Origin of the sequence: Luteibacter sp. UNCMF366Tsu5.1 (assembly GCF_900119235.1) — a bacterium.
Classification (GTDB): domain Bacteria; phylum Pseudomonadota; class Gammaproteobacteria; order Xanthomonadales; family Rhodanobacteraceae; genus Luteibacter; species Luteibacter flocculans.
The window spans coordinates 1,936,882-1,958,059 of sequence record NZ_FPIS01000001.1; the positions used below are offsets into that span (position 1 = coordinate 1,936,882).

17 protein-coding genes and 1 other RNA gene are annotated in these 21,178 nt (G+C 66.8%); 4 read left to right on the forward strand and 14 right to left on the reverse strand.

All coding sequences use genetic code 11. The annotated features are described in order from the left end of the window. Positions 1-2: 2 nt before the first annotated feature. The 8 genes from mraY to rnpB all read right to left on the reverse strand — a co-directional run bounded on the left by mraY (position 3) and on the right by rnpB (position 8,235). Positions 3-1,085 carry a phospho-N-acetylmuramoyl-pentapeptide-transferase gene (gene mraY, locus BT115_RS08665; protein WP_072322043.1) on the reverse strand — a complete coding sequence of 361 codons (1,083 nt, stop codon included), beginning with the start codon at positions 1,083-1,085 and terminating at the stop codon, positions 3-5. Further along, entirely contained in the window at positions 1,075-2,439 is a 1,365-nt protein-coding gene (gene murF, locus BT115_RS08670) for a UDP-N-acetylmuramoyl-tripeptide--D-alanyl-D-alanine ligase (protein ID WP_072322044.1), read from the reverse strand. Before murF ends, mraY begins: the two co-directional genes overlap by 11 nt. After that, positions 2,436-3,923, reverse strand: coding sequence for a UDP-N-acetylmuramoyl-L-alanyl-D-glutamate--2,6-diaminopimelate ligase (locus tag BT115_RS08675; protein WP_072322045.1), 1,488 nt, complete (start codon positions 3,921-3,923; stop codon positions 2,436-2,438). The genes murF and BT115_RS08675 overlap by 4 nt, the downstream gene beginning before the upstream one ends. A 2-nt stretch (positions 3,924-3,925) precedes the next feature. Further along, the gene (locus tag BT115_RS08680; RefSeq protein WP_072322046.1) at positions 3,926-5,734 is read right to left on the reverse strand and encodes a peptidoglycan D,D-transpeptidase FtsI family protein; all 1,809 of its coding nucleotides are present in this window, start codon (positions 5,732-5,734) and stop codon (positions 3,926-3,928) included. Then, positions 5,731-6,003 carry a cell division protein FtsL gene (gene ftsL, locus BT115_RS08685; RefSeq protein ID WP_072322047.1) on the reverse strand — a complete coding sequence of 91 codons (273 nt, stop codon included), beginning with the start codon at positions 6,001-6,003 and terminating at the stop codon, positions 5,731-5,733. Before ftsL ends, BT115_RS08680 begins: the two co-directional genes overlap by 4 nt. Beyond that, positions 6,000-6,929 (reverse strand): 16S rRNA (cytosine(1402)-N(4))-methyltransferase RsmH, encoded by a 930-nt coding sequence (gene rsmH / locus BT115_RS08690; protein ID WP_255369395.1) that lies wholly within the window; start codon positions 6,927-6,929, stop codon positions 6,000-6,002. Before rsmH ends, ftsL begins: the two co-directional genes overlap by 4 nt. A gap of 42 nt (positions 6,930-6,971) precedes the next feature. Next, positions 6,972-7,418 (reverse strand): division/cell wall cluster transcriptional repressor MraZ, encoded by a 447-nt coding sequence (gene mraZ, locus BT115_RS08695; protein ID WP_072322049.1) that lies wholly within the window; start codon positions 7,416-7,418, stop codon positions 6,972-6,974. 451 nt (positions 7,419-7,869) lie between these two features. Beyond that, positions 7,870-8,235, reverse strand: an RNA gene (rnpB, locus tag BT115_RS08700) — RNase P RNA component class A. A 215-nt stretch (positions 8,236-8,450) separates the two neighbouring features. On the opposite strand from rnpB, the gene rsmI reads away from it, so the two are divergent. The 3 genes from rsmI (at position 8,451) to BT115_RS08715 (ending at position 11,587) form a co-directional block, all read left to right on the forward strand. Beyond that, positions 8,451-9,278 carry a 16S rRNA (cytidine(1402)-2'-O)-methyltransferase gene (gene rsmI / locus BT115_RS08705; protein WP_072322050.1) on the forward strand — a complete coding sequence of 276 codons (828 nt, stop codon included), beginning with the start codon at positions 8,451-8,453 and terminating at the stop codon, positions 9,276-9,278. A 107-nt stretch (positions 9,279-9,385) separates the two neighbouring features. Continuing rightward, on the forward strand, positions 9,386-11,182 hold the full coding sequence (locus BT115_RS08710; RefSeq protein ID WP_072322051.1) for a penicillin-binding protein activator: 1,797 nt from the start codon (positions 9,386-9,388) through the stop codon (positions 11,180-11,182). A gap of 33 nt (positions 11,183-11,215) precedes the next feature. Further along, entirely contained in the window at positions 11,216-11,587 is a 372-nt protein-coding gene (locus tag BT115_RS08715; protein ID WP_072322052.1) for a YraN family protein, read from the forward strand. 20 nt (positions 11,588-11,607) lie between these two features. On the opposite strand, the gene BT115_RS08720 is transcribed toward BT115_RS08715, so the two are convergent. The 3 genes from BT115_RS08720 to BT115_RS08730 form a co-directional block, all read right to left on the reverse strand. Then, a complete protein-coding gene (locus tag BT115_RS08720; RefSeq protein WP_072322053.1) occupies positions 11,608-12,312 on the reverse strand; it encodes an HAD family hydrolase in 705 nt (234 codons plus the stop codon). A gap of 104 nt (positions 12,313-12,416) precedes the next feature. Then, positions 12,417-15,152 carry a putative bifunctional diguanylate cyclase/phosphodiesterase gene (locus BT115_RS08725; RefSeq protein ID WP_072322054.1) on the reverse strand — a complete coding sequence of 912 codons (2,736 nt, stop codon included), beginning with the start codon at positions 15,150-15,152 and terminating at the stop codon, positions 12,417-12,419. Positions 15,153-15,210: 58 nt separating this feature from the next. Next, positions 15,211-15,987, reverse strand: a complete 777-nt coding sequence (locus tag BT115_RS08730; protein WP_072322055.1) for a TenA family transcriptional regulator — start codon at positions 15,985-15,987, stop codon at positions 15,211-15,213. Between the two features lie 235 nt (positions 15,988-16,222). Here BT115_RS08730 and BT115_RS08735 point away from each other — a divergent pair, with 235 nt between their 5' ends. Beyond that, complete coding sequence (locus BT115_RS08735; protein WP_072322056.1) at positions 16,223-18,277, forward strand: M13 family metallopeptidase; 2,055 nt, start codon at positions 16,223-16,225, stop codon at positions 18,275-18,277. A 90-nt stretch (positions 18,278-18,367) separates the two neighbouring features. Here the strand turns inward: BT115_RS08735 and BT115_RS08740 are convergent, their stop codons facing one another. Genes BT115_RS08740 through BT115_RS08750 form a run of 3 tightly spaced genes read right to left on the reverse strand, consistent with a single transcriptional unit; the run spans position 18,368 to position 21,148 of the window. Then, positions 18,368-19,114, reverse strand: coding sequence for an ABC transporter permease (locus BT115_RS08740; protein ID WP_072322057.1), 747 nt, complete (start codon positions 19,112-19,114; stop codon positions 18,368-18,370). A gap of 1 nt (position 19,115) precedes the next feature. Continuing rightward, positions 19,116-20,045: an ABC transporter ATP-binding protein gene (locus BT115_RS08745; protein ID WP_072322058.1), complete on the reverse strand. Its 930-nt coding sequence runs from the start codon at positions 20,043-20,045 to the stop codon at positions 19,116-19,118. Then, positions 20,042-21,148, reverse strand: a complete 1,107-nt coding sequence (locus BT115_RS08750) for an ABC transporter permease (protein ID WP_083527352.1) — start codon at positions 21,146-21,148, stop codon at positions 20,042-20,044. Before BT115_RS08750 ends, BT115_RS08745 begins: the two co-directional genes overlap by 4 nt. Between the last annotated feature and the right edge of the window lie 30 nt (positions 21,149-21,178).

Consider the following 21,178-nt stretch of genomic DNA (forward strand, 5'->3'; position numbering starts at 1 on the left):
CCTCAACGCACCTTCAACGTAGCAAGACCGATAAGCACCAGCACGACACTGATGATCCAGAAACGCACGATCACCCGCGGCTCGGGCCAACCCTTCAATTCAAAGTGATGGTGGATGGGCGCCATGCGGAAGATTCGTTTCCCGCGCAGTTTGAAGCTGCCCACCTGGAGCATTACCGACGCGGTTTCCAGCACGAACACGCCGCCCATCACCAGCAGCACGATTTCCTGGCGCACGATCAACGCCACGCAACCGAGTGCCGCACCGATCGCGAGCGCACCGACGTCGCCCATGAAGACCTGCGCGGGATAGGTGTTGAACCAGAGGAAGCCGAGACCTGCGCCCGCGAGAGCGCTGCAGAAGATCGCCAGTTCGCCCGCGCCGGGAATCGACGGGATGCCGAGGTATTCAGAGAACACCTTGTTGCCGGCGAGGTAGGCAAAGATGCCCAGCGCGCCGGAGACCAGCACGCTCGGCATGATCGCGAGGCCATCCAGACCGTCGGTGAGATTCACCGCGTTGGAGAAGCCCACGATGATGAAGTACCCCACCACGACGAAGAACACGCCCAACGGAATGGCGACCTGCTTGAACAGCGGCACGTACAGCGCGATCTCTGCCGGCAACTGGTGGGTCTGGTAGAGGAACACCGCGGCACCGAGACCGAACACCGACTGCCAGAAATACTTCCAGCGGCTGGCGAGACCGCGGCTGTCCTTGAGCACCAGCTTGCGGTAGTCGTCGTAGAACCCGATCACGCCGAACAGCAGGGTCACCAGCAACACGACCCACACGTAGCGGCTACCCAGGTCGGCCCACAGCAGCGTGGCGATGCCTACGGCAAAGAGGATGAGCAATCCGCCCATGGTCGGCGTGCCGGCCTTGGACAGGTGCGTCTGCGGACCGTCACTGCGCACGACCTGCCCAGCCTTCAGCGCGGCCAACTTGCGGATCAGCATGGGACCGAGCAGCAGCGAGACGGACAACGCCGTGAGCGCCGCCATGATCGCGCGGAAGGTGATGTACTGGAACAGGTGCAGCGACGTGAAGTGCCGAGCCATCCATTCCGCAAGTTCAAGCAGCATGGGAGGCTCCTTCTGCGTACTTCTTCATGGCGTTCGCTACGCGCTCCATGCCCGACGAGCGCGAGCCCTTCACCAGGCAGGTCACCCCTTCGTGGATCTGCGTGCAGGCGGCTTCGATGAGTTCTTCCTGGGTGACGAAGTGCTGCGCGCCCGGGCCGAAGGCCTCCACCGCCGCCGCGCTCTTCGTTCCCGTGGCGAGTAGACGCTCGATACCGCGCTCATGCGCCAGGCGACCGATGCTCGCGTGCAACTTGATGGCCTCCGGGCCGAGTTCTGCCATGTCGCCGAGGATCAGCCAGCGCTCGCCGCGCGCCAGCGCCAGCGTGTCGATCGCCGCCGCGGCCGAGCCTGGGTTGGCGTTGTAGCTGTCGTCGATCAGCGTCCATCCACCGCGCATCGGCTCGAGGTTCAGCCGACCGGACACGTGCGGCGCCTGCTCGAGACCTTCCACGATCCGTTCCACCGGCACGCCAAGCGCCGTGGCGATGGCCGCGGCAGCAAGCGCGTTTGCGACGTTGTGGCGGCCCGGCAGCGGCAGGCGGACGTCGCCGTCGCCATGCGGCGTGGAAAGAATGAAATGCGTGCCGTCGATGCGCTCTTCGACGATGTCCGCGCCAATGTCCGCGCGGTGCTCGAGGCCGTATCGCAGGATCGTGTGCGAGCCCGCGAGGTTCGCGAAGAAGCCGGAGAAACGTTCGTCGTCCGCATTGATGATCGCCACACCGTCCGCCGGCAGCGCACGGTAAAGCGCGCCCTTGGTTTCGGCGACGCCTTCGATCGTGCCCATGCGCTCAAGATGCGCGGGCGCGATGGAGGTGATCAGGCCGATATCGGGCCGTGCGATGGCAGCGAGGTAGTCGATGTCGCCCGGCTTGCCCGCGCCCATTTCGAGTACGGCGTATTCCGTGTCCTCGGGCATGGCCAGCAGCGTGAGCGGCATGCCGATCTCGTTGTTGTAGTTACCGGCATTGACGTGCGTGCGGCCGTGCCGCGACAGGATGGACGCAGTAAGCGTCTTGACCGTGGTCTTGCCGTTCGAACCGGTGATACCGACAACGCGCACATTGCGCTGCGCACGCACAGCGCTCGCGAGGTCGCCGAGCGCCGCCTGCGTATCGTCGACGATCACCTGCGGGATCGACGCGTCGACCGGACGCGTGACCAATGCCGCGACGGCGCCGCGTTCGGCGGCGGCGGCGACGAAGTCATGCCCATCGACGCGCTCGCCCGGCAACGCCACGTAGAGGTCGCCCGGCTTCAACGTGCGGGTATCGATGGAAAAACCGTTCACCTCGGCATCGGCGCCTTGCAGGCGGCCACGGGTCCAGAGGGCGACGGCGGACAGGCGCATCATGCGCGGACTCCTTTCTTGCTGGATTCCATCGCCTCACGGGCGACGGCGAGGTCGTCGAAGGGACGCTTGCCCTCCGGACCTTCCTGATAGGTTTCATGGCCCTTGCCGGCAATCAGCACGACGTCGTCGGCCTTCGCATCGGCAAGCGCGAGTGCGATCGCCTGTGCGCGGTCGCGCTCGACGATCACGATTTCGGGATGAGCAAAACCCGCAACGATCTGGGCGACAATCGCGTCGCCGTCCTCCGTCCGCGGATTGTCGTCGGTGACGATGACGACGTCGGCAAGGCGTTCGGCAATACCGGCCATGATCGGGCGCTTGCCCTGATCGCGATCGCCACCCGCACCGAAGACGCAGAACAGCCGGCCCTTCGTATGGGAGCGCAGCGCGAGCAGCGCCTGCTTCAAGGAGTCCGGCGTGTGCGAGTAATCCACCACCACGAGCGGCTTGCGGCCATCACCGCCGAGGCGGCTCATGCGACCGTTCACCGGCTGCAAGGCTTCCAGCGCGGCGTGGATGCGCTCGAACGGCTCATCCAGCGCACCGAGTACCGCCGCCACCGCCAGCAGGTTGGCAACGTTGAAGCGACCCAGCAGCGCGCTGCGCACGGTACGCGCGCCCCACGGGGTCACCAGGTTGAACGACAAGCCCTTGGCGGAGGTGACGATGATGTCCGCGCGGATCTCGGCATCCTTATCCGTGCTGTCGGTCGCCATCGAGGTGCGCAGCTTCGCGATACCTTCGGGCAGACCCTTGGCCAGCTTCGCGCCGAACGGATCGTCAATGTTGATCACCGCGGCGCGCAGCCCGTCGAAGGCGAACAGCTTGGCCTTCGCCGCACCGTACGCTTCCATCGTGCCGTGGTAGTCGAGGTGATCGCGCGTGAGATTGGTGAACACGGCGACGTCGAACGCGATGGCGTTGACGCGCCCCTGCTCCAGGGCGTGCGACGACACTTCCATCGCTACGTGCGTGGCACCCGCCTCGCGGAAGCTGCCAAGCAACGCCTGGATGCGGATCGCATCCGGCGTGGTGCGCTCGCCTTCGGCGATGGCGCCGTGCAAGCCTGCACCGAGCGTACCCACGGTGGCCGGCTTGCGGCCGAGAAAGGCCAACGCCTGCGCCAGCAACTGCACCGTGGACGTCTTGCCGTTCGTGCCGGTAACGCCGATCACCTTCAGGGCAGCGGACGGCTCGCCGAAGAAGCGAGCGGCGATGGCGCCCGTCTTCTCGCGCAGCTTCTCGACCGCCACGACCGGCACACCGAGTTCAGGCGCATCGTAGGGCGGCTCGGCCAGCACCACGACGGCGCCCCGCTCCACCGCCTTCGCGGCGAATGCGATGCCGTGGTCCTTGGTACCGCGAAGCGCGACGAACGCGTTGCCCGGTTCGATCTCGCGCGAATCGATCGCAAGTCCCGAAACGTCGAGTTCGCCGGCACCGGAGGCGTCGGCGAAGCCGTCGAGCAGGTCGGCGAGGCGCATGGTCACGGGACCACCTCCTCGGCGGCGCTGTCGTCCTGTTGTGGCGACGGCGCATTGCTCGTACCGATCAAGCCACCCTGGCTGGGACCGCCCGCATACCAGCGACCGACGTTGTCGGGCGGGATGTCGAGCAGGCGCACCGCGCCTTCCATCACCTGGGCGAACGCGGGACCGGCCACCGAACCGCCGTAGTAGCGGCCGCCCTTCGGATCGTTGATGACCACCACCGTGACGAGACGCGGCGCGCTCGCGGGAATCATGCCCACGAACAGCGAGATGTAGTTGTTCGAGTAATAGCCGCCCACGGAATTCTTGTGCGAGGTACCGGTCTTGCCGGCCACGCTGTAGTTCGGCACGGAAGCGAAGCCGTAGCCCGTGCCGCCGGGCGCCACCACGGTTTCCAGCATGCGCACCAGTTCATGCGCGACATCGGGCGTCACGACCTGCTCGGGCGGATTGTCCATGCCCTTGATGAAGCTGGGAGAGCGCAGCGCACCGCCGTTGGCGATGGCCGCGTAGCCCGTCGCCAACTGCAACGGTGTCACGTTGAGGTTGTAGCCATAGGCCAGGCGCGACTTTTCGATCGGCTTCCAGGTGCGCCCGACCGGGAGATAACCCGCGGCTTCGCCAGGAAAGCCGCTGCCCGTGCTGTTGCCCAGGCCGAACGACTTGTACACGCCGTAGAGGAAGTCGGTGTCCAGCGTCATCGCGATCTTCGCCGCGCCGACGTTGGACGACTTGGTGATGACGCCGGTCGGCGTAAGCGTGCCCCAGTTGTGCGTGTCACGCACGGGGTGGCCGCCCATCATCCAGGTGCCCGGCGAAGTCTCGATCAGCGGCGAGGTGGGCGTGTACTTGCCACTGCTCAACGCGGCGGCCATGGTGAACGCCTTCATGGTCGAACCCGGCTCGACCACGTCGGTCACCGCGCGGTTGCGGCGCTCGGACGGCGTGCTGCCACGCACGGCATTCGGGTTGAAAGAAGGCAGGTTCGCCATGCCGAGCACTTCGCCCGTATGGACGTCCAGTACCACGATGGACCCGGACTCCGCCTTGTTCTTTTCGAGCGTGTCCTTGAGCGCGCTGTACGCGAGGTACTGGATGCGGCGGTCGATCGACAGCGTGAGGTCGCGGCCCGGCTTCGGCTCGCGCACGAGATCCACGTCTTCCACGGCGTGGCCCATGCGGTCGCGGATCACGCGCTTGGCACCCGGCTTGCCGGCCAGCCAACTGTCGAACGCCAGCTCAAGGCCTTCCTGACCGTGGTCGTCGATGTTGGTGAAGCCAAGGATGTGGCTGTTGACTGCACCCGACGGGTAGTAGCGGCGGTATTCGCGCTGCGAGGCAATGCCGGGAATCTTGAGGTCCACGATGGCCTGCGCGTCCTCAGGACGCAGCTGGCGCGCGATGTACATGAATTCCTTGTCGGCGCGCTGCGCGATCTTCTGCTTCAGGTCGTCGGCATCGACGTTCAGCGCCTTCGCGAGTTCCGGAATGCGGTCCGCGTTCTCGAGCACTTCCGGCGGATTCGCCCAGATCGATGCCACCGGCGTGGACACCGCAAGCGGTTCGCCGTTGCGATCGAAGATCGTGCCGCGCGACACGGCGATGGGCATCTCGCGCAGGAAGCGCGCGTCGCCCTGGTCCTGGTAGAACTGCTTGCGCACCACCTGCAGATCGAACGCGCGCACCACCAGACCCGACGCGGCCACGCACAGCAGCGCCACCACGACGGTCATGCGCTTGCGCGGGCTGGGGCCCTGACCGCGGCGGCGGCTGGGCACGACAGGCTTGCCGTAGCGGGCCTTCATCGACGCACCAGCTGGATGTCCTGCGGCTTCGGCGTAAACATGCCGAGCTTGCCGCGGGCGTCGGCGTCGATGCGGCTGGGTTCGGCGTACGTCGCCTGTTCCAACTCAAGACGCCCGTATTCCACGCCCAGGTCGTCCTTGGCGCGCTGCAGGGCCGAAAGCTCCATGAAGAGCTTGCGGCTTTCGTGGCGCGTCCAGACCACACCGATCGCGCTGGCGATAACGGCCAGCAGCAGGATCGAGAGGCAGAACGCGCCGAAGGCCTTCATGCGAGTTTCTCCGCGATGCGCAGCACGGCGGAGCGCGAACGCGGGTTCGCGGCCACTTCGGCGTCGGAGGGGAAGATCGCCTTGCCAATGGGCTTCAACCGCGCGGTCTTCGCTTCGGCAGGCGGCGCACGACGGCTGCCCTGCACGCGCCCTTCGTGGCCGCGGATGAACTGCTTCACCGTGCGGTCTTCGAGCGAGTGGAAGCTGATGACGGCCAGGCGGCCGCCGACCTTCAGCAAATCCAGCGCGGCGTCGAGGCCGCGCTCCACCGATTCCAGCTCTGCGTTCACGCGAATGCGCAGACCCTGGAAGGTGCGCGTCGCGGGGTTCTTGCCGGGTTCGCGGCGACCGACGCAGCGCGCGACGAGTTCGGCCAGCTCGCCAGTGCGGGTAATCGGCGCGGTGGCGCGACGCTCCACGATCGCCTTCGCAATGCGGCGGCTGAAACGCTCTTCGCCAAAGGTCCAGAGCACGTCGGCAATCTCGGCCTCGTCGGCTTCCGCGAGGAAATCGGCAGCGCTGATGCCGCGCGTGGTGTCCATGCGCATGTCGAGCGGCGCATCGGCCATGAAGCTGAAACCGCGGCTGGCGTCGTCGAGCTGCGGGGACGACACGCCAAGATCGAGAAGGATGCCGTCGAGCCCGCCCTCGAGCGCCGACCACTCGCCCATGGTGGCGAAGTTGTCGTGACGCAGGGACACGCGCGGATCGGTAGCGAGGCCTGCTTCGGCCACGGCGATGGCCGTGGGATCGCGGTCCATGAGGAACAGACGACCTTCGCTGGACAGACGCGCAAGAATCGCCCGGGCGTGACCGCCGCGACCGAAAGTGCCATCCAGGTAACGCCCGTTCTCGCGCAAGGCGAGGCCCTCCAACACTTCGTCGAGCATCACAGGGATGTGTACATCGCGCCCCGCCGTCGCCACATCCCGCTCCCGTTCCACCAAAAACCTCGAATTAGTTCGTCATCACAACCGCAGATCCGCCATGTCGTCGCTGATCTCGTCCTCGCCGATCGTCTGGCGGATCTTCGCGAGGTGGGCCTGTTCGCTCCAAAGCTCGAACTTGTTGCCCATGCCCAGCAGGATCGCTTTCTTCTCTATCCCGGCCGCTGCACGCTGGCTCGAAGGGAGGAGGATGCGCGAGGCTCCGTCGGGTTCGACGATGGCCGCGGCACCCACCAGCTTCATCTGCAACGCTCGGTGGACGGCCTTGACGCTGGGCAGCGCGTTGACCTGGTCGCGTACCTGTTCCCACTCCGCGTACGGAAAGATCCAGAGGCACCCGGTCTCGAAGGGGTTGTAAGTGACGACCAGACGGTTCGCGCAGGCGTCCACCACCAGATCCCGATACGACGTCGGAATCGTCAGACGACCTTTGTCGTCGACTGTGATGGCTGTCTCGCCTTGAAACATCTTCGTCGGTCGCCCCACCAAATCCCACGATTTCACACTGGGGCCCACGATAGTCTCGCCCCCTGAGACTGTCAAGGAATTTTTTCTTGTGAATCAAAGAGAAAGAGCGCCTTGGCCATCATTTCCAGCCATTTCTGAGGAACTGGCGGGAGGTGGTTGTTTCGCGGGGTTTTTTTGCGCAAGACCTCGCGTTTTCAGAGGCCATTGTGAGCCCGGGAATGAACCACCATTCATCCAAGGCCACTGTGTGAGACAACTGTGTAAGACAACTGTGGGAGCCGCCACGGCGGCGAGGGGAATGTGGCGCGTAGCTAAACGGCTCCGTTGGCTTCTCGCCGCCATGGCGGCTCCCACATTCACCCCGGTGGTTTTTCGCCCATGGCGGCTCCCACAGATGGCTCCCACAGAAAACCGCGGCGCCCCGAAGGGGGCGCCGCGGCACCTTGCGAAGAAAAGGAGTCGGCCGGTAAGCCGGGTTCTGTGCGTCTTGCGACGTGACAGTCATTCTTCTCGGCCTGGCGTCGCCACCAGGCTCTAGCAACCTACCCGGGAACGACGCGGGCCGCGTCATGGTTCCCTTATTTGGTCTTGCTCCGGGTGGGGTTTACCGTGCCGTGCGACGTTAGCCCCGCACGCGGTGCGCTCTTACCGCACCCTTTCACCCTTACCTGATCCCCTTGCGGGGCCATCGGCGGTCTGCTCTCTGTTGCACTGGCCGTCAGCTCACGCTGCCCAGGCGTTACCTGGCACCCTGCCCTATGGAGCCCGGACTTTCCTCGATGCGCACAAGGCGTATCGCGACTGTCTGGCCGACTCCACTGCGGAGTATAACCCGCGGAGGCTGCTAGAGCGGCGAGGGCCTGCAGCAACTGTGGGAGCCGCCATGGCGGCGAGAAGCCTACGAAGCGTTGAAGCGGCAAGGTGCATCGCCGTCGCCGCCATGGCGGCTCCCACATGAGTGGCCCCGTATAGCTAGCCCACACGAGTCGCCCCACCTGGCTAGAATGGATGGCTCGCTTTATCGGACCGCCCATGTCCCAGACCCGCCCCGGCACGCTCCATGTCGTCGCCACGCCCATCGGCCACCGCGATGACATCGGCACGCGTGCCATCGACACGCTGCGCCGGGTCAAGGTCATCGCTGCCGAGGACACGCGGCACACACGCCCGCTTCTTCAGCACCTCGGCATCGACACGCCCCTGCTCGCGCTGCACGACCACAACGAGCGCACCGCCGTCGACGGTCTCGTCGAGCGCCTCCGCGCGGGCGACGACGTCGCCCTGGTCTCCGATGCCGGCACCCCCTTGATCAGCGACCCCGGCTTTCGTCTGGTTCGTGCGGCACGCGCTGCCGGACTGCGGGTGAGCCCGGTGCCGGGGCCGAGCGCGGTGGTGGCCGCCTTGTCGGTCGCGGGATTGCCCAGCGACCGGTTCGTCTTCGAAGGTTTCCTGCCGGCCAAGGTCGGTGCACGCCGCTCGCGGCTTGGCGAACTGGCGGGCGAGTCACGCACGCTGATCTTCTATGAGTCCTCCCATCGCATCCTCGAATCGCTCGAGGACATGCGCGACGCCTTCGGACCCATTCGCGATGCCGTCGTCGCGCGCGAGCTGACCAAGATGTTCGAGACCGTACTCGACGGCTCGCTGGAGGATCTCGTCCGCCAGGTGGCGGCCGACCCCAATCAGCAGCGCGGCGAATTCGTGGTCATGGTCGCAGGACGCGAAGCCAGCGAGGACGAGCGCCTGGCCGAGGGTCTTCGGGTCTTCGCGATCCTCAAGGACGAACTGCCCCCGGCCAAGGCCGCGAAGCTCGCTGCGGCCATCACCGGCGCAGCGCGAAAGTCGCTTTACGGCGCCTGACAGGCGGTCGCTGCGACGCCGGGCTCACGCCGGCCTCGCGAAGCGATGGGCTATGATCCGGTCGTTTTGGCGCGGTCAGCGCGCCGCCGTGCAGCCAAGGACTACCGATGCGATCGATCCGTGCCACTACCCTCGGCCTGTTGCTTGCCGCCTCCCTCGCCGGCTGCGTCACCCAGGGCGGCGTCCAGCAAAGCGCAGCCCCCTCGGGCGAAGCCACGCAGGCCGCGCAGGCGCTCTATACCAAGGGCCAGTTCGATCAGGCCGCGCAGGCGTATCTGGCGCTCGCTGCGCAGGACGCCAACCATCGCGACTACTACAAGCTGCTGGCCGCCGAGGCGTACCGGCAGGAAGGCGCCCTCGACCGGGCTGCGCCCATCGCCGAAGAGGTGCGCCGCTCGCGGCTGGAGGGCGAGGATGCCCTGCGCCTCGACGCCTTGCGCGCCGAGATCGCGCTGAAGAACAACGATGCGAAGACAGCCCTTTCGCTCACCGGCAAGCCGGCAACGCGCGTCTCGCCGCAGATCGATCAGCGTCTCGCCGAATTGCGCGCCCGCGCACAGGCCGCCTCGGGCGACGCCTGGAGCGCGGCATACACCCGCGTCGAACTGGATAGCCAGTTGCGCGGCATCGATCGCGAGGAAAACCGCAAGGAAGTCCTTACCCTGCTGAGCGGACTCGGCGCGCAGCAACTCGCCGACCGCGGCGGCGCGTTGGCCGCGAACGATCCGCTCAAGCCGTGGGTCACCGAAGCACAGGCGCAGCTCGGCACGGTGAACCGCTCGCCGGCCGTGCTCGATCAAGCCGTCGGCACCATCACCGGCGACAAGGTCCGCGAAGGCTACAAGGTGCCGACCAAGGTCGCGCTGCTGTTGCCGCTGTCCGGCCCGCTCGCCGGTGCGGGCGCTGCGATCCGCGACGGCTTCTTCACCAACTACATCGACGCGGCACATACCGATGCGCCGCGCCCCGAGGTAGCCGTCTACGATTCGGGCAACGATGCCCAGCACGCCGTTGCCGCCTACGACAAGGCGGTGGCCGAGGGCGCGCGGTTCGTGGTCGGCCCGCTCAACCGCGACGGCGTGTCGGCGATCTTCGCCAAGGGCGCACTGCCCGCTCCGATGCTCACGCTGAACTACCCGAACGACAACCGCAACCTGCCGCCTGCCGGTGCCAACGAGTTCGGCCTGCTGCCGGAGACCGAAGGCGCACAGGTCGCCGACCACATGGCCGATCGCGGCATGCACGTCGCCACCGTGATCGTCTCCACCGACGACTTTGCGCGCCGCGCAGGCAACGCCTTCAAGGCCGAGTGGCAGGCGCGTGGCGGCACGCTCGCAGGCCAGGTGACGCTGGATGCCAACAGCATCGACTTCGCCTCGCAGTTGTCCGAGCCCACGGATCAGGACCCCGCTACCAGCGGCGTGTTCATCAGCATGAAGCCGCAGCAGGCGCGGCTGCTCCTGCCGCAGTTGCGCCTGGCGAAAAACGCGCTGCCGGTCTTCGCCACCTCGCACGTCTACTCCGGCGGCGACGACCCGACGGCGGATCGCGACCTGGAAGGCGTGGAGTTCTGCGACGCGCCGTGGCTGTTCGATGCGCAGCCGGGCCTTCCCCGGCGCGCCTCGCTCAACGATGCATTGCCTGCGACCAAGGGCGTGACCGCGCGCCTGTTCGCCTTCGGCATGGATGCCTGGGGCCTGGTGCCGTACATCGATTGGATGCGCGGGCATCCGGGCAGCTATCTCCCGGGCGCCACCGGCCAATTGGTCGCCGACGAGTTCGGCCGCGTCCGCCGCGTACTCATCTGGGCGCGCTTCGCCGACGGTGTGGCCCGCCCGGTCGCCGGTAGCCTCGAACTCGAAGCGCCGGCTGCAACCCCCAACGTCGAAAGCGGCGGGGGCTGATTCCCAGGGTCTGCGCGAACACGGAGGTTCGCCTTGCCCACGCCACCCCGAAAGACCACCGCGCGCCGCGCCACCGGCAACCGCTTCGAAGAGGCGGCGCGCGTCTTTCTCGAAGCCCGCGGCATGCGCCTCGTGCGCGCCAACTTCCTCTGCCGCCATGGCGAGATCGACCTGGTGATGCGCGACGGCGACACGCTCGTGTTCGTCGAGGTGCGCTACCGCCGCGGCTCGTCGTTCGGTGGCGCACTCGCCTCGGTGACGGCCGCCAAGCGGCGCAAGCTCGTCAGCGCCGCGCACCTGTGGCTTGCCGCTTACCCGCGCGATGCGAGCCGCGCCTGCCGGTTCGACGTGCTGGCCTTCGACGCCGACGACGTGACCTGGGTACGCGGCGCCTTCGAGGCTTGAGGGAAATACACCCTCCCGCCTTACCGCTCCGCCGGCTTCTCGCCGCTATAGCGGCTCCCACACAGGAAATCCTCGCGGCGCATCGTCGCCAAGGCCGCCACGCTGTCGATCGTGATGTCCGGCGGCGTGTCGTCCAGCTCCTTGCCCGCGGCCGCCGCGTAATGGCCCTGCTTCACGAAGACCGTGGTGACCTTGTCGCCAAGCAGCTTCTTGAGCGCGACGAGGATGCGCGGCTTGTCGTCCACCATCACGTAGTGATCCGCCGGATAACGGCGACGCATGTCGTCGAGCATGTCTTCCTTGTGCACGTAGATCAGTACGTCCCCGCGGAAGGCGTCCCATAGACCGGCGCGACGGATCTTGCGCGGCTGGAACACGGTGTCGCCATCGGACATGATCACGGGCCGCCCTAGCGTGCGCAGGTGCGCCACCGCTTCGAGCACGCCGGGGAAACGGCGTTCGTCGAACGGATAATCGAGCAGGAAGAACGACAGCTCCATGTACGCGGGGTGGCTTTCCTTACCGCGCATGCGCTGCAACGCGCCGAGATAATCCGCGTAACCGACCTGACTGCGAATGTCCTTGTCGATGGCCGCATAGCGTTCGCGCCCCTCGGTGCCGAAGTCACGCTCCAGTCGTGCGGCGAGGTCGGCGCTGAAGCGGTCGTTGTCGATCAGGGTGTTGTCGACGTCGAAGAGAAAGACGATGTCGTCGTGGGTAGGCACGGGGGATCCTTGCGCGGGTGATGGGCCCTATATAGGGGCGACCATCGTCGAGAGAAGTCGGGCCCGCGTATTGTAGGAGTGCGCCTGCCGTTCGGCGCGAGGCGTCAGGCGCGCTTCGGCGGCACCAGCGAGAGGCGCTTGCCGCCCGTCGTCTTCGGCGCCAGCAGGCGCGCGACCTCATCCGGCGGCAGCGGGCGCGAGTAGAGGAACCCCTGACCCTCCTGGCAGCCGGCGCGAAGCAGGAACTCGTGCTGCGCCTCGGTCTCGATGCCTTCGGCGATCGTGTGCAGGCCCAGACTGCGGGCGATCGCGACCATGGCTTCGGTGATCGCCACATCGTTGGGGTTACCCGGCAGGCCGGTCACGAACGAGCGGTCGATTTTCAGATACTCCACGGCCGGCAGTTTCAGGTACGCGAGCGAGGAATATCCCGTACCGAAATCGTCGATTGCCACGGCCACACCGAGCTTGTGCAGCGACTGCATGGCGCGCTGGGTATCCTCGCCCAGGCGCAGGATGGCGCTCTCGGTCAGCTCGACCAGAAGGCGCTTTGGCGGGATGCCCGTCGACTCCAGCGCCTGGCTGATGCCCTGCAGGAAATCCGGGTGGCCGAAGGAGCCGGCGGACACGTTCACCGCAAGCCGCAACGGAGGCAAGCGCGCCTCATCCCATTGCATAAGCTGCCGACACGCGGTCGCCAGCACCCACTGGTCGATCTGCCGGATAAGACCGAGGCTCTCGGCGATCGGGATGAACTCGTCGGGGCCCACGTTGCCGCGCTCCGGATGGCGCCAACGAATCAGTGCCTCCACCGCGACGATGCGCCCACTCTTCATCTCGATGCTCGGCTGGTAGGCGAGCTGGAATTCATTGCGGAGCAGCGCCTGGCGCAATTCGGAGGCGAGCTTGAGACGTCGCCGCGCGTCAGCGTGCATCTTGGGCGTATAGAAACGCAGCGCGTTGCGCTCTTCGGTCTTGGCCACGTACATCGCGGCGTCGGCGTTGGCGATGAGTGTCACCGCATCGTTGCCATCGAGCGGATACCCCGCAATGCCGATGCTCGCGGTGACGTACAGCTCGTAATCGCCCAGGTCGACCGGGCGCGCGAGGGCCGCGAGCATCGCCTCGGCGACCACCAACGCCTCCTCGCGCGAACGCAGGTCCGACAGCAGCACGGTGAATTCGTCGCCGCCAATGCGTCCCGCCACATCGTGCGGCGCAATCTGCGCACGGATGCGCTCGGCCACGCGCATCAACAGGGCGTCGCCGATTGCGTGGCTGTAGCTGTCGTTGACGACCTTGAACGCATCGAGATCGACGAAGAGCACCGCCACCGCGCCGCGTTCGTGTGCGGCGCGGGTAATGGCCTCGGCACAGCGCCGCTCGAACTCCGAACGCGTGACGAGGCCGGTCAACGGATCATGTGTCGCGAGATGCTGCAGGCGCTGCCGATCGGCCTTGCGCACGGTGATGTCCGACACCACGGCCACGTAGTGCTGGGGGCGGCCTTCGCGATCGCGGATGGTGCTGATGCTCATCAGTTCCGGATACACCGTGCCGTCGGCACGTCGGCTTTCCACCTCGCCGACCCAGTTGTCTCCGGCCGCGATGTTGTCCCACAAACTCTGCGGCAATGGCCTTCCATCGGGTAGCGTGCGTGTCGCGTCGAAGCGCGTGCGCCGCATGACCTGCGCCGGGAAGCCGGTAAGTTTCGTGTGCGCGTCGTTGACCGTCGTCACGCGGCGATCCGCGTCCGCGATGATCACGCCCTCAGCAATGCTCGCCAGGGCTTCCGCGGCGATCTTCCGCTCCTGCTCCATCGCCACCCGATCGGAAATGTCGCGCACGATCGCCTGCGAGACCTGCCGCGTACCCCACTCCACCAGACTGCTCTGCGTCTCCACCGGCCGCGTGCCACCACCCGCGGTGCGCAGCAACCCCTCGCCTGTCTCGGGCGAGCCCTCCGCGAACAGGCTGGAAAGCTGCAGTCCAATGAGATCGGAACGGGGGCAACCGACCCAGACGGCGGCGCGGTCGTTCGCATCGAGGATACGACCGCTTTCCTGGTCGACCATGAAGATGGCGTCCGCCGCGCTGTCGAACAGCAGGCTGTAGCGCTCTTCCGTGCCGCGAATGCCGGCAAGGATGCGCTGGGCCATGCGCAGCCAGAGCAGGGACGCCAGCGCCGCCACGCCCAGCACCGTGAAGAACAGCACCCGACCCAGCCATGAAGCGCCGTTGGCGATGTTCAGCGAGAACGCTTTGGCCCGCGGTTCGATGTAATTATTGAGTGTCGCGATCCGCGCTCGCTCGTCGGAGACCTCCGGGGGATGAGACGCGTCGGGCCGGTAATCCTGCTCGAGGCGATTGGCGATCACCTCCAGTTCACGGAGGCTGGCATCCACCGAACGCCACTCCGCCACGGCCTCGCGCACGTACGGCATGCCGGTGAAGTATTGAAAGATGAAGACCATCCCGGGGATCGCCTCGGGAATCACGCCGCCGCGTGCGAAAGCGGCTTCGACCTCGGCGTGGACGAACGTGCCGCTTGCGATCGCGTCACGCGCCGAGCGATCCGCGACCAGCACGGCATAGTTGCGGCGAAAGCTCGCCAGATCCGACGGACGGCCATGCGTGGCGTATTCGTCCAAGTCGATCACTGCCTGCTTCTGAGCCTTGGACCAGAGACTCTCGCCGTTCAGGAAGCCGGCGAGAGTCACCTGGGTCTGCACCGCAACCCACGTCAGGGCGAGGATCAGGCCCACGACCGCCACCAACGCGTAGCCCAGGGGCCGGAGCCGCCTGGACAGGAGCTGTTGCTGACTGGCTTCGAGGCGCATCGAACCCCCTTTGATCAACCGGACGCGATAGTGCGCTACATGCCACACAACTTGCGAGTTACGCAGCTACCTCGTTCCGCGTGCGAACCGTTCCCATCGCATCCATGCAGCGATCCAGCGTGATGCTCATGGCGACGTAGCTGCGCCGGACGCACTCCCTGATGTGTTCTACCTGATCCGCAGGCGGATTCCGCCCCATCAGCGTGCACACGATTTCCAGCGCCTCCCAGGGGTGGGTGTCGTCGTACGCCGCGTGCAGCTGCAGCCAGCGAAGCCCGGCTTTTCGGCCGGAAACCGGCAGGCTCTCGGCATAGGTCGTGCTTTCGTACACGATCTGCGACCAATCCCCGGTCGCGCCTTCCACGGCGTAGTTGGTCGCCGCGATACCCGCGGCCAACGAGTCGTTGCGGCTCACTTCTTCGCACCAGTCCGCCAGGGCCTGGGTGCCCTTGGGCGGCTCCGCGCTCAGTACCTCATCCCGACGCACCCCGGCGCTCTCGGCCCAGTTGAGCCAGTACTCCGCGTGGTTCTGCTCGACCCGGATGTTGCGGACCAGCCAACGCCGGGCGAGATCGTCGCCAGGGCTGCGACCGTAACGGGTCTTCAACAGGCTGTGCGACATGTAGCCCGGGAAGCGCTCAATGACGGGCCACACCCCGACCATGAAGTTGCGCGTGGTCTGCGGGTCCAGCGTGGCGCTGCACATGGCGGCCCACATCTCGTGGCGGACAATGCCTTTCCGTGCGTCGTCGCATGAGGCCACCATGTCCTGCGTCCATTGCGGGTAGCTGGTGATCTCGGTCTGCGGGCCAGTCAATTCGAAACGTGCGTTCATACAGATCTCCCTAAAGATCTTCTGCCAAGAGAATCGGGGCGAGCCCGGGCGACCCGCGGCGTGCCCCGGATACCGGCGCCGTTGCGGCACCGGACGACCATTAGGGCACATCCCTTCTGCGCTCCCGCGGCGACCGAGTTGCCCGGCGGGCCCGCCCGTCTAGCCCGGAGGTCATGCACCACAACGACCGCGAGCGGGGCTATCGTGGGCACCCCCAGACCACAAGGGTTTCTCCATGGCCGCCATTCACCGGCTTCTCGCCGCCTCCATCGCCTGCGGTCTCGCCTCCGCGGGCGCCCTCGCCGCCGACGGTCCGGTCGGTGTCGATCTCAAAGGCATCGACCACGCCGTGCAGCCCGGCGACGATTTCGACAACTACGCCAACGGCGGTTGGAGAAAGACCGCGGAAATCCCCGCGGACCGCGCCAGCACCGGCGTCTTTCTCGAGGTGTTTCAGAAAGCCGAAAAGCGCAACGCCGAGCTGATCAAGGCGGCGGGCGACAGCCAGGCCGCGGCGGGCAGCAACCAGCGTCTGATCGCCGACTACTACAAGGCGTACATGGATGAAGCCGCGATCGAGAAAGCCGGGCTGAAGCCGCTCGAGCCGGCCCTCGCGAGCATCGACGCCATCGCCGACAAGCAGGCCCTCTCCACCGCGCTCGGTGCTCAGCTCCGCGCGGACGTGGACCCGATCAACGCCACCAACCTCGACACCGAGCACCTGCTGGGCCTGTTCGTCGCCCAGGGCCTCGAAGATCCGAGCAAGAACGTGCCCTATCTGCTGCAGGGCGGGCTCGGCATGCCCAACCGCGACTATTACCTGAAGAACGACAAGGACATGGTCGAGACGCGGGCCAAGTACGCGGCCTACGTGCAGGCGATCCTCACTCAGGCCGGCACGCCCGATGCGGCCGCGAAGGCCAAGGCCATCGTGGCGCTGGAAACCAAGCTGGCGCAGGCGCAGGCGTCCATCGTCGAAAGCGAGGATATCCACAAGGCGAACAATCCCTGGCCGCGCACGAGCTTCGCGAGCAAGGCGCCCGGTATCGACTGGAACGCTTACTTCAAGGCCGCCGGCCTCGACGACCAGCCCACCTTCATCGTGTGGCAGCCGGCCACGGTGACCAAGTTCGCCGCCCTCGTCGCCAGCGAGCCGCTCGATACATGGAAGGCGTGGCTGCGCTTCCACGCCATCAACGAGAACGCCTCGGGCTTGCTGCCCAAGGCCTACGACGACCTCGCCTTCGGCTTCTACGGCAAGGTGCTCACCGGCACGCCGAAGCAGCGCGACCGCTGGAAGCGCGGCATCAGCCGGGTCAACGTCGACCTCGGCGACGCCGTCGGCCAGATCTACGTCAAGAAGTATTTCCCTGCCTCGTCCCGCGCCGAAGTGCAGGACATGGTGAAGAACATCCTGAAAGCCTTCGACCAGCGCGTCGACACGCTCGACTGGATGTCGGCCGCCACGAAGCAGAAGGCCAAGGCGAAGATCGCCACCATCAAGGTCGGCGTGGGATACCCCGATACCTGGCGCGACTACTCGGCGCTGACGATCCGTCCCGACGACGCGCTGGGCAATCACCAGCGTGCGGAACTTGCCGAATATCGGCATCAGGTCGCCAAGCTCGGCAAGCCTGTGGATCGCGACGAATGGTGGATGACGCCGCAGACGGTCAACGCGGTGAACCTGCCTCTGCAGAACGCGTTGAACTTCCCCGCGGCCATTCTCGAAGCGCCGTTCTTCGATCCGAAGGCGGACGCCGCGTCGAACTATGGTTCGATCGGCGCCGTGATCGGTCACGAGATCAGCCACAGCTTCGACAACACCGGTGCGGAATTCGACGCGCAGGGCCGCCTCGCCAACTGGTGGACCCCGGCCGACGAAAAGCACTTCAAGGAAGCCGGCCAGCGTCTGGTCGAACAGTTCAACCAGTACGAGGCGCTGCCGGGTCTGCACGTCAACGGACAGCAGACCCTCGGTGAGAACATCGCCGACGTCTCGGGCCTCGCCATCGCGTATGCCGCTTATAAGGAAAGCCTCGGCGGCAAGCCGGCGCCAGTGATCGACGGCCTCACCGGCGACCAGCGCTTCTTCCTGGCTTTCGCACAGTCGTGGCGTGAGAAGACTCGCGATGCGGCGCTGCGCCAGCAGGTGATCGGTGACGGTCACGCGCCCGGGCGCTTCCGCGCGCAGACCGTGCGTAACCTCGATCCGTGGTATGACGCCTTCCAGCCCAAGCCGGGCCAGAAGCTCTATCTCGATCCGAAGCAGCGCGTGCGCATCTGGTAACGGTCGGGCTCTTGCCGACCCAGTGAACGACGAACGGCGCGGGTCTACCGCGCCGTTCTTCTCTTCGGACCTTTCGACGCGCCGCGAGCGTCAGCGTTGCGTCGGCAGCCGTCGCTGCACAGCGCCCAGCACCGCATCCACCGTCAGTGCCAGCGCCCCCACCAGCAGCGCGCCTTGCAGTACATAGGCCGGATTGTTTCCTACCAGCCCCTCGACGATCGGCGCACCGAGCGTGGTCGCGCCCACGGCCGAACCGATCGTCGCCGTACCGACACCGACGATGGCCGAGAGCCGCACACCGGCCATGATCGGCCCCGCTGCCAACGGCAGCTCCACTTCAACCAAGCGGCGCCAGCGTCCGTAGCCCATGCCGTCCGCCGCATGCAGCGCGGCAGGCGGAACGTTTTCGAGTCCCGCCACGGTCTGCCCCAGCACCGGCAACACGCCATAGAGCACCAGCGCCAGCAGCGTCGGTGCGGCACCGAAGCCCAGCAGAGGTACCGCGATCGCCAGCACGGCGACGGGCGGCACGGTCTGTCCGATCACCGCCACGGCGCGCACCGTCGGTAACAGCGAACGACCGGCCGGACGCGTGGCAAGCACGCCGAGACCGAGGCCGATCGCCACGCTGAGCGTGGTCGCCAGCACGACCAGGAACAGGTGCGCGCCCGTGAGTGCAAGGAACGACGTGCGCGCATAGAGCGGATGCGAGAGCGCCGGCCACGCCGAGTGAAACCACGTCGCGCTATGCGGTAGCACGACCAGAAGCAGCGCGAGCACTAACGGCGGCAACGCTGAGCGCCACCGCGATGCGCCTTCGGCATGCAGGCGGTGCATGTCAGGCGCCCCGCGCCACGAGATCGCCGAGCACGATCGCGCCCACCGCACGCCCCTGCTCATGCACCGGTAGGCGCTCGCGACCCTGCGCCAGCATGGCGCCCAGGGCATCCTGCAACGTGGCGTCGGCATCGAGGGGCTCGCCGTCCGCGTGTTCGCCTGCGCGCATGCTGTCGCGCACGCGTCGCACCGCGAGTTCGCGCAGGCGTGCGCGCGTGCCGCCGACGAAATCGCTGACGCGTTCGTCCACCGGATGGCGCAACAGATCCAGCGGCGTGCCCACCTGCACGAGCCGCCCGCCGAGCATGAGACCCACGCGATCGGCGAGCCCGAAGGCTTCGTCCAAGTCGTGGGTGACGAACAGAATCGTAGTGCCGGTATCGCGCTGGATCGCCTTGAGGCTCGCCTGCAACGACTCGCGCGTGAGCGGATCGAGCGCGCCGAACGGTTCGTCCATCAGCACGATGCGCGGTCGCGCGGCCAGCGCTCGTGCCACGCCGACGCGCTGCTGTTGCCCGCCGGAGAGCGTGCTCGGATAGCGCGTGCCGATCCCGGGATCGTCCAGGCGAAGCAAGTCGATGAGTTCGTCCACACGCTCGCGGATACGCGCCTCGGGCCAGCGCAAAAGACGCGGCACCGTGGCGATGTTCTCGGCCACCGTGCGATGGGGAAACAGACCGACCGACTGGATCGCGTAACCGATGCCGCGTCGCAAGGTCTCGACGTCGAGCGAGCGTACGTCCTCGCCGCCAACGCGCACGCTGCCAGCGTCCACCGGTACCAGGCGATTCACCATGCGCAGCAGCGTGGACTTGCCGGACCCGGACGGCCCCACCAGCACGAACAATTCGCCATCGTCGATGCGCAACGAGAGATCGTCGATCACCATGCGATCGCCAAACCGTTTGCAGACGTGCTCGAACTCGATCATGGGGCGCGTTCCGTGAGGGCCAGCACGCCCTGGAAGAGAAAGTCGATTGCCAGGGCCAGCGCAATGATCGCGAGCGTACCCAGCAACACCATATCGATCGCGCCCTGGCCGATCCCGAGAAAGACGAAGCGGCCGAGACCGCCCGCACCGATCAGTGCCGCCACTGCCGCAAGCCCGACCGTCTGCACGGCCACGATGCGCAGCCCGGCAAGCAACACCGGCCAGCCCAACGGAAGCTGCACGCGCCAGAGCAACTGGGCACGGCTCATGCCGAGACCCCGCGCCGCTTCGCGCGCGTCGGAGGGCACCGCATCGAGCCCTGCCACGGTGTAGCGCACCACGGGCAACAGCGCATACAGCACCAGCGCAAAGACAGCCGGGGCCGCGCCGGTACCGCCGAAGCCCAGCGAACCGAGCGCAGGCCACAGGTGCGCCAGCCACGCAAAGGGCCCGATCAACAACGCGAACAAGGCCAGCGAAGGTACGGTCTGCAGGAACGCCAGCACGCCGACCAGCAGGCCATCACTGCGCCGCCGACGCCACACCCACCAGCCGAGAGGGGCGCCGACCAGCAGGGCCAGCACCAGCGTGACCGCGGCAAGACGCAGATGCTCAACGGTTGCAAGCGCGAATGGTGCGCGCTGCGCACGCCATTCGCGCACAAGGCCGAGCGCGTCGAACACGCCGACCCAGGCGCAGCCTACGAGCACGGCCAGCACCGCGACCCACAACGCCGTTCTCGTGGGCACGCGCAAGCCACGCAGACGATCCAGCAGAAGCAGCGCAGCAGCCAGCCACATCAGCCAGAAACCGGCGCCCAGCTGCGCGCGCACGCTGAACGCGCTGGCTTCGGACAACGCGATGCGCGCGTCCAAGCCAGCCAACAGCGGCAGGCCGCACACGGCCAGCCACGCCAGCGTCGTGACGACAGGGCGCGCGGCCCGCGCGGGCAAGCCGGTGCATACAGCGATGGCGAGCCATGCCAGAGCCAACGGCCACGCCTGTGGACGGATTGCCTCGCCCGTCAGCAAGCGGTTCGGCGCAATGAGCAGGAAGGCCGGAAACAACGCGGCGAGCATGCCGACGACCGAGAGCGCCCACACAGGCAACGACTCGCTCCATCGTCCCGGTTC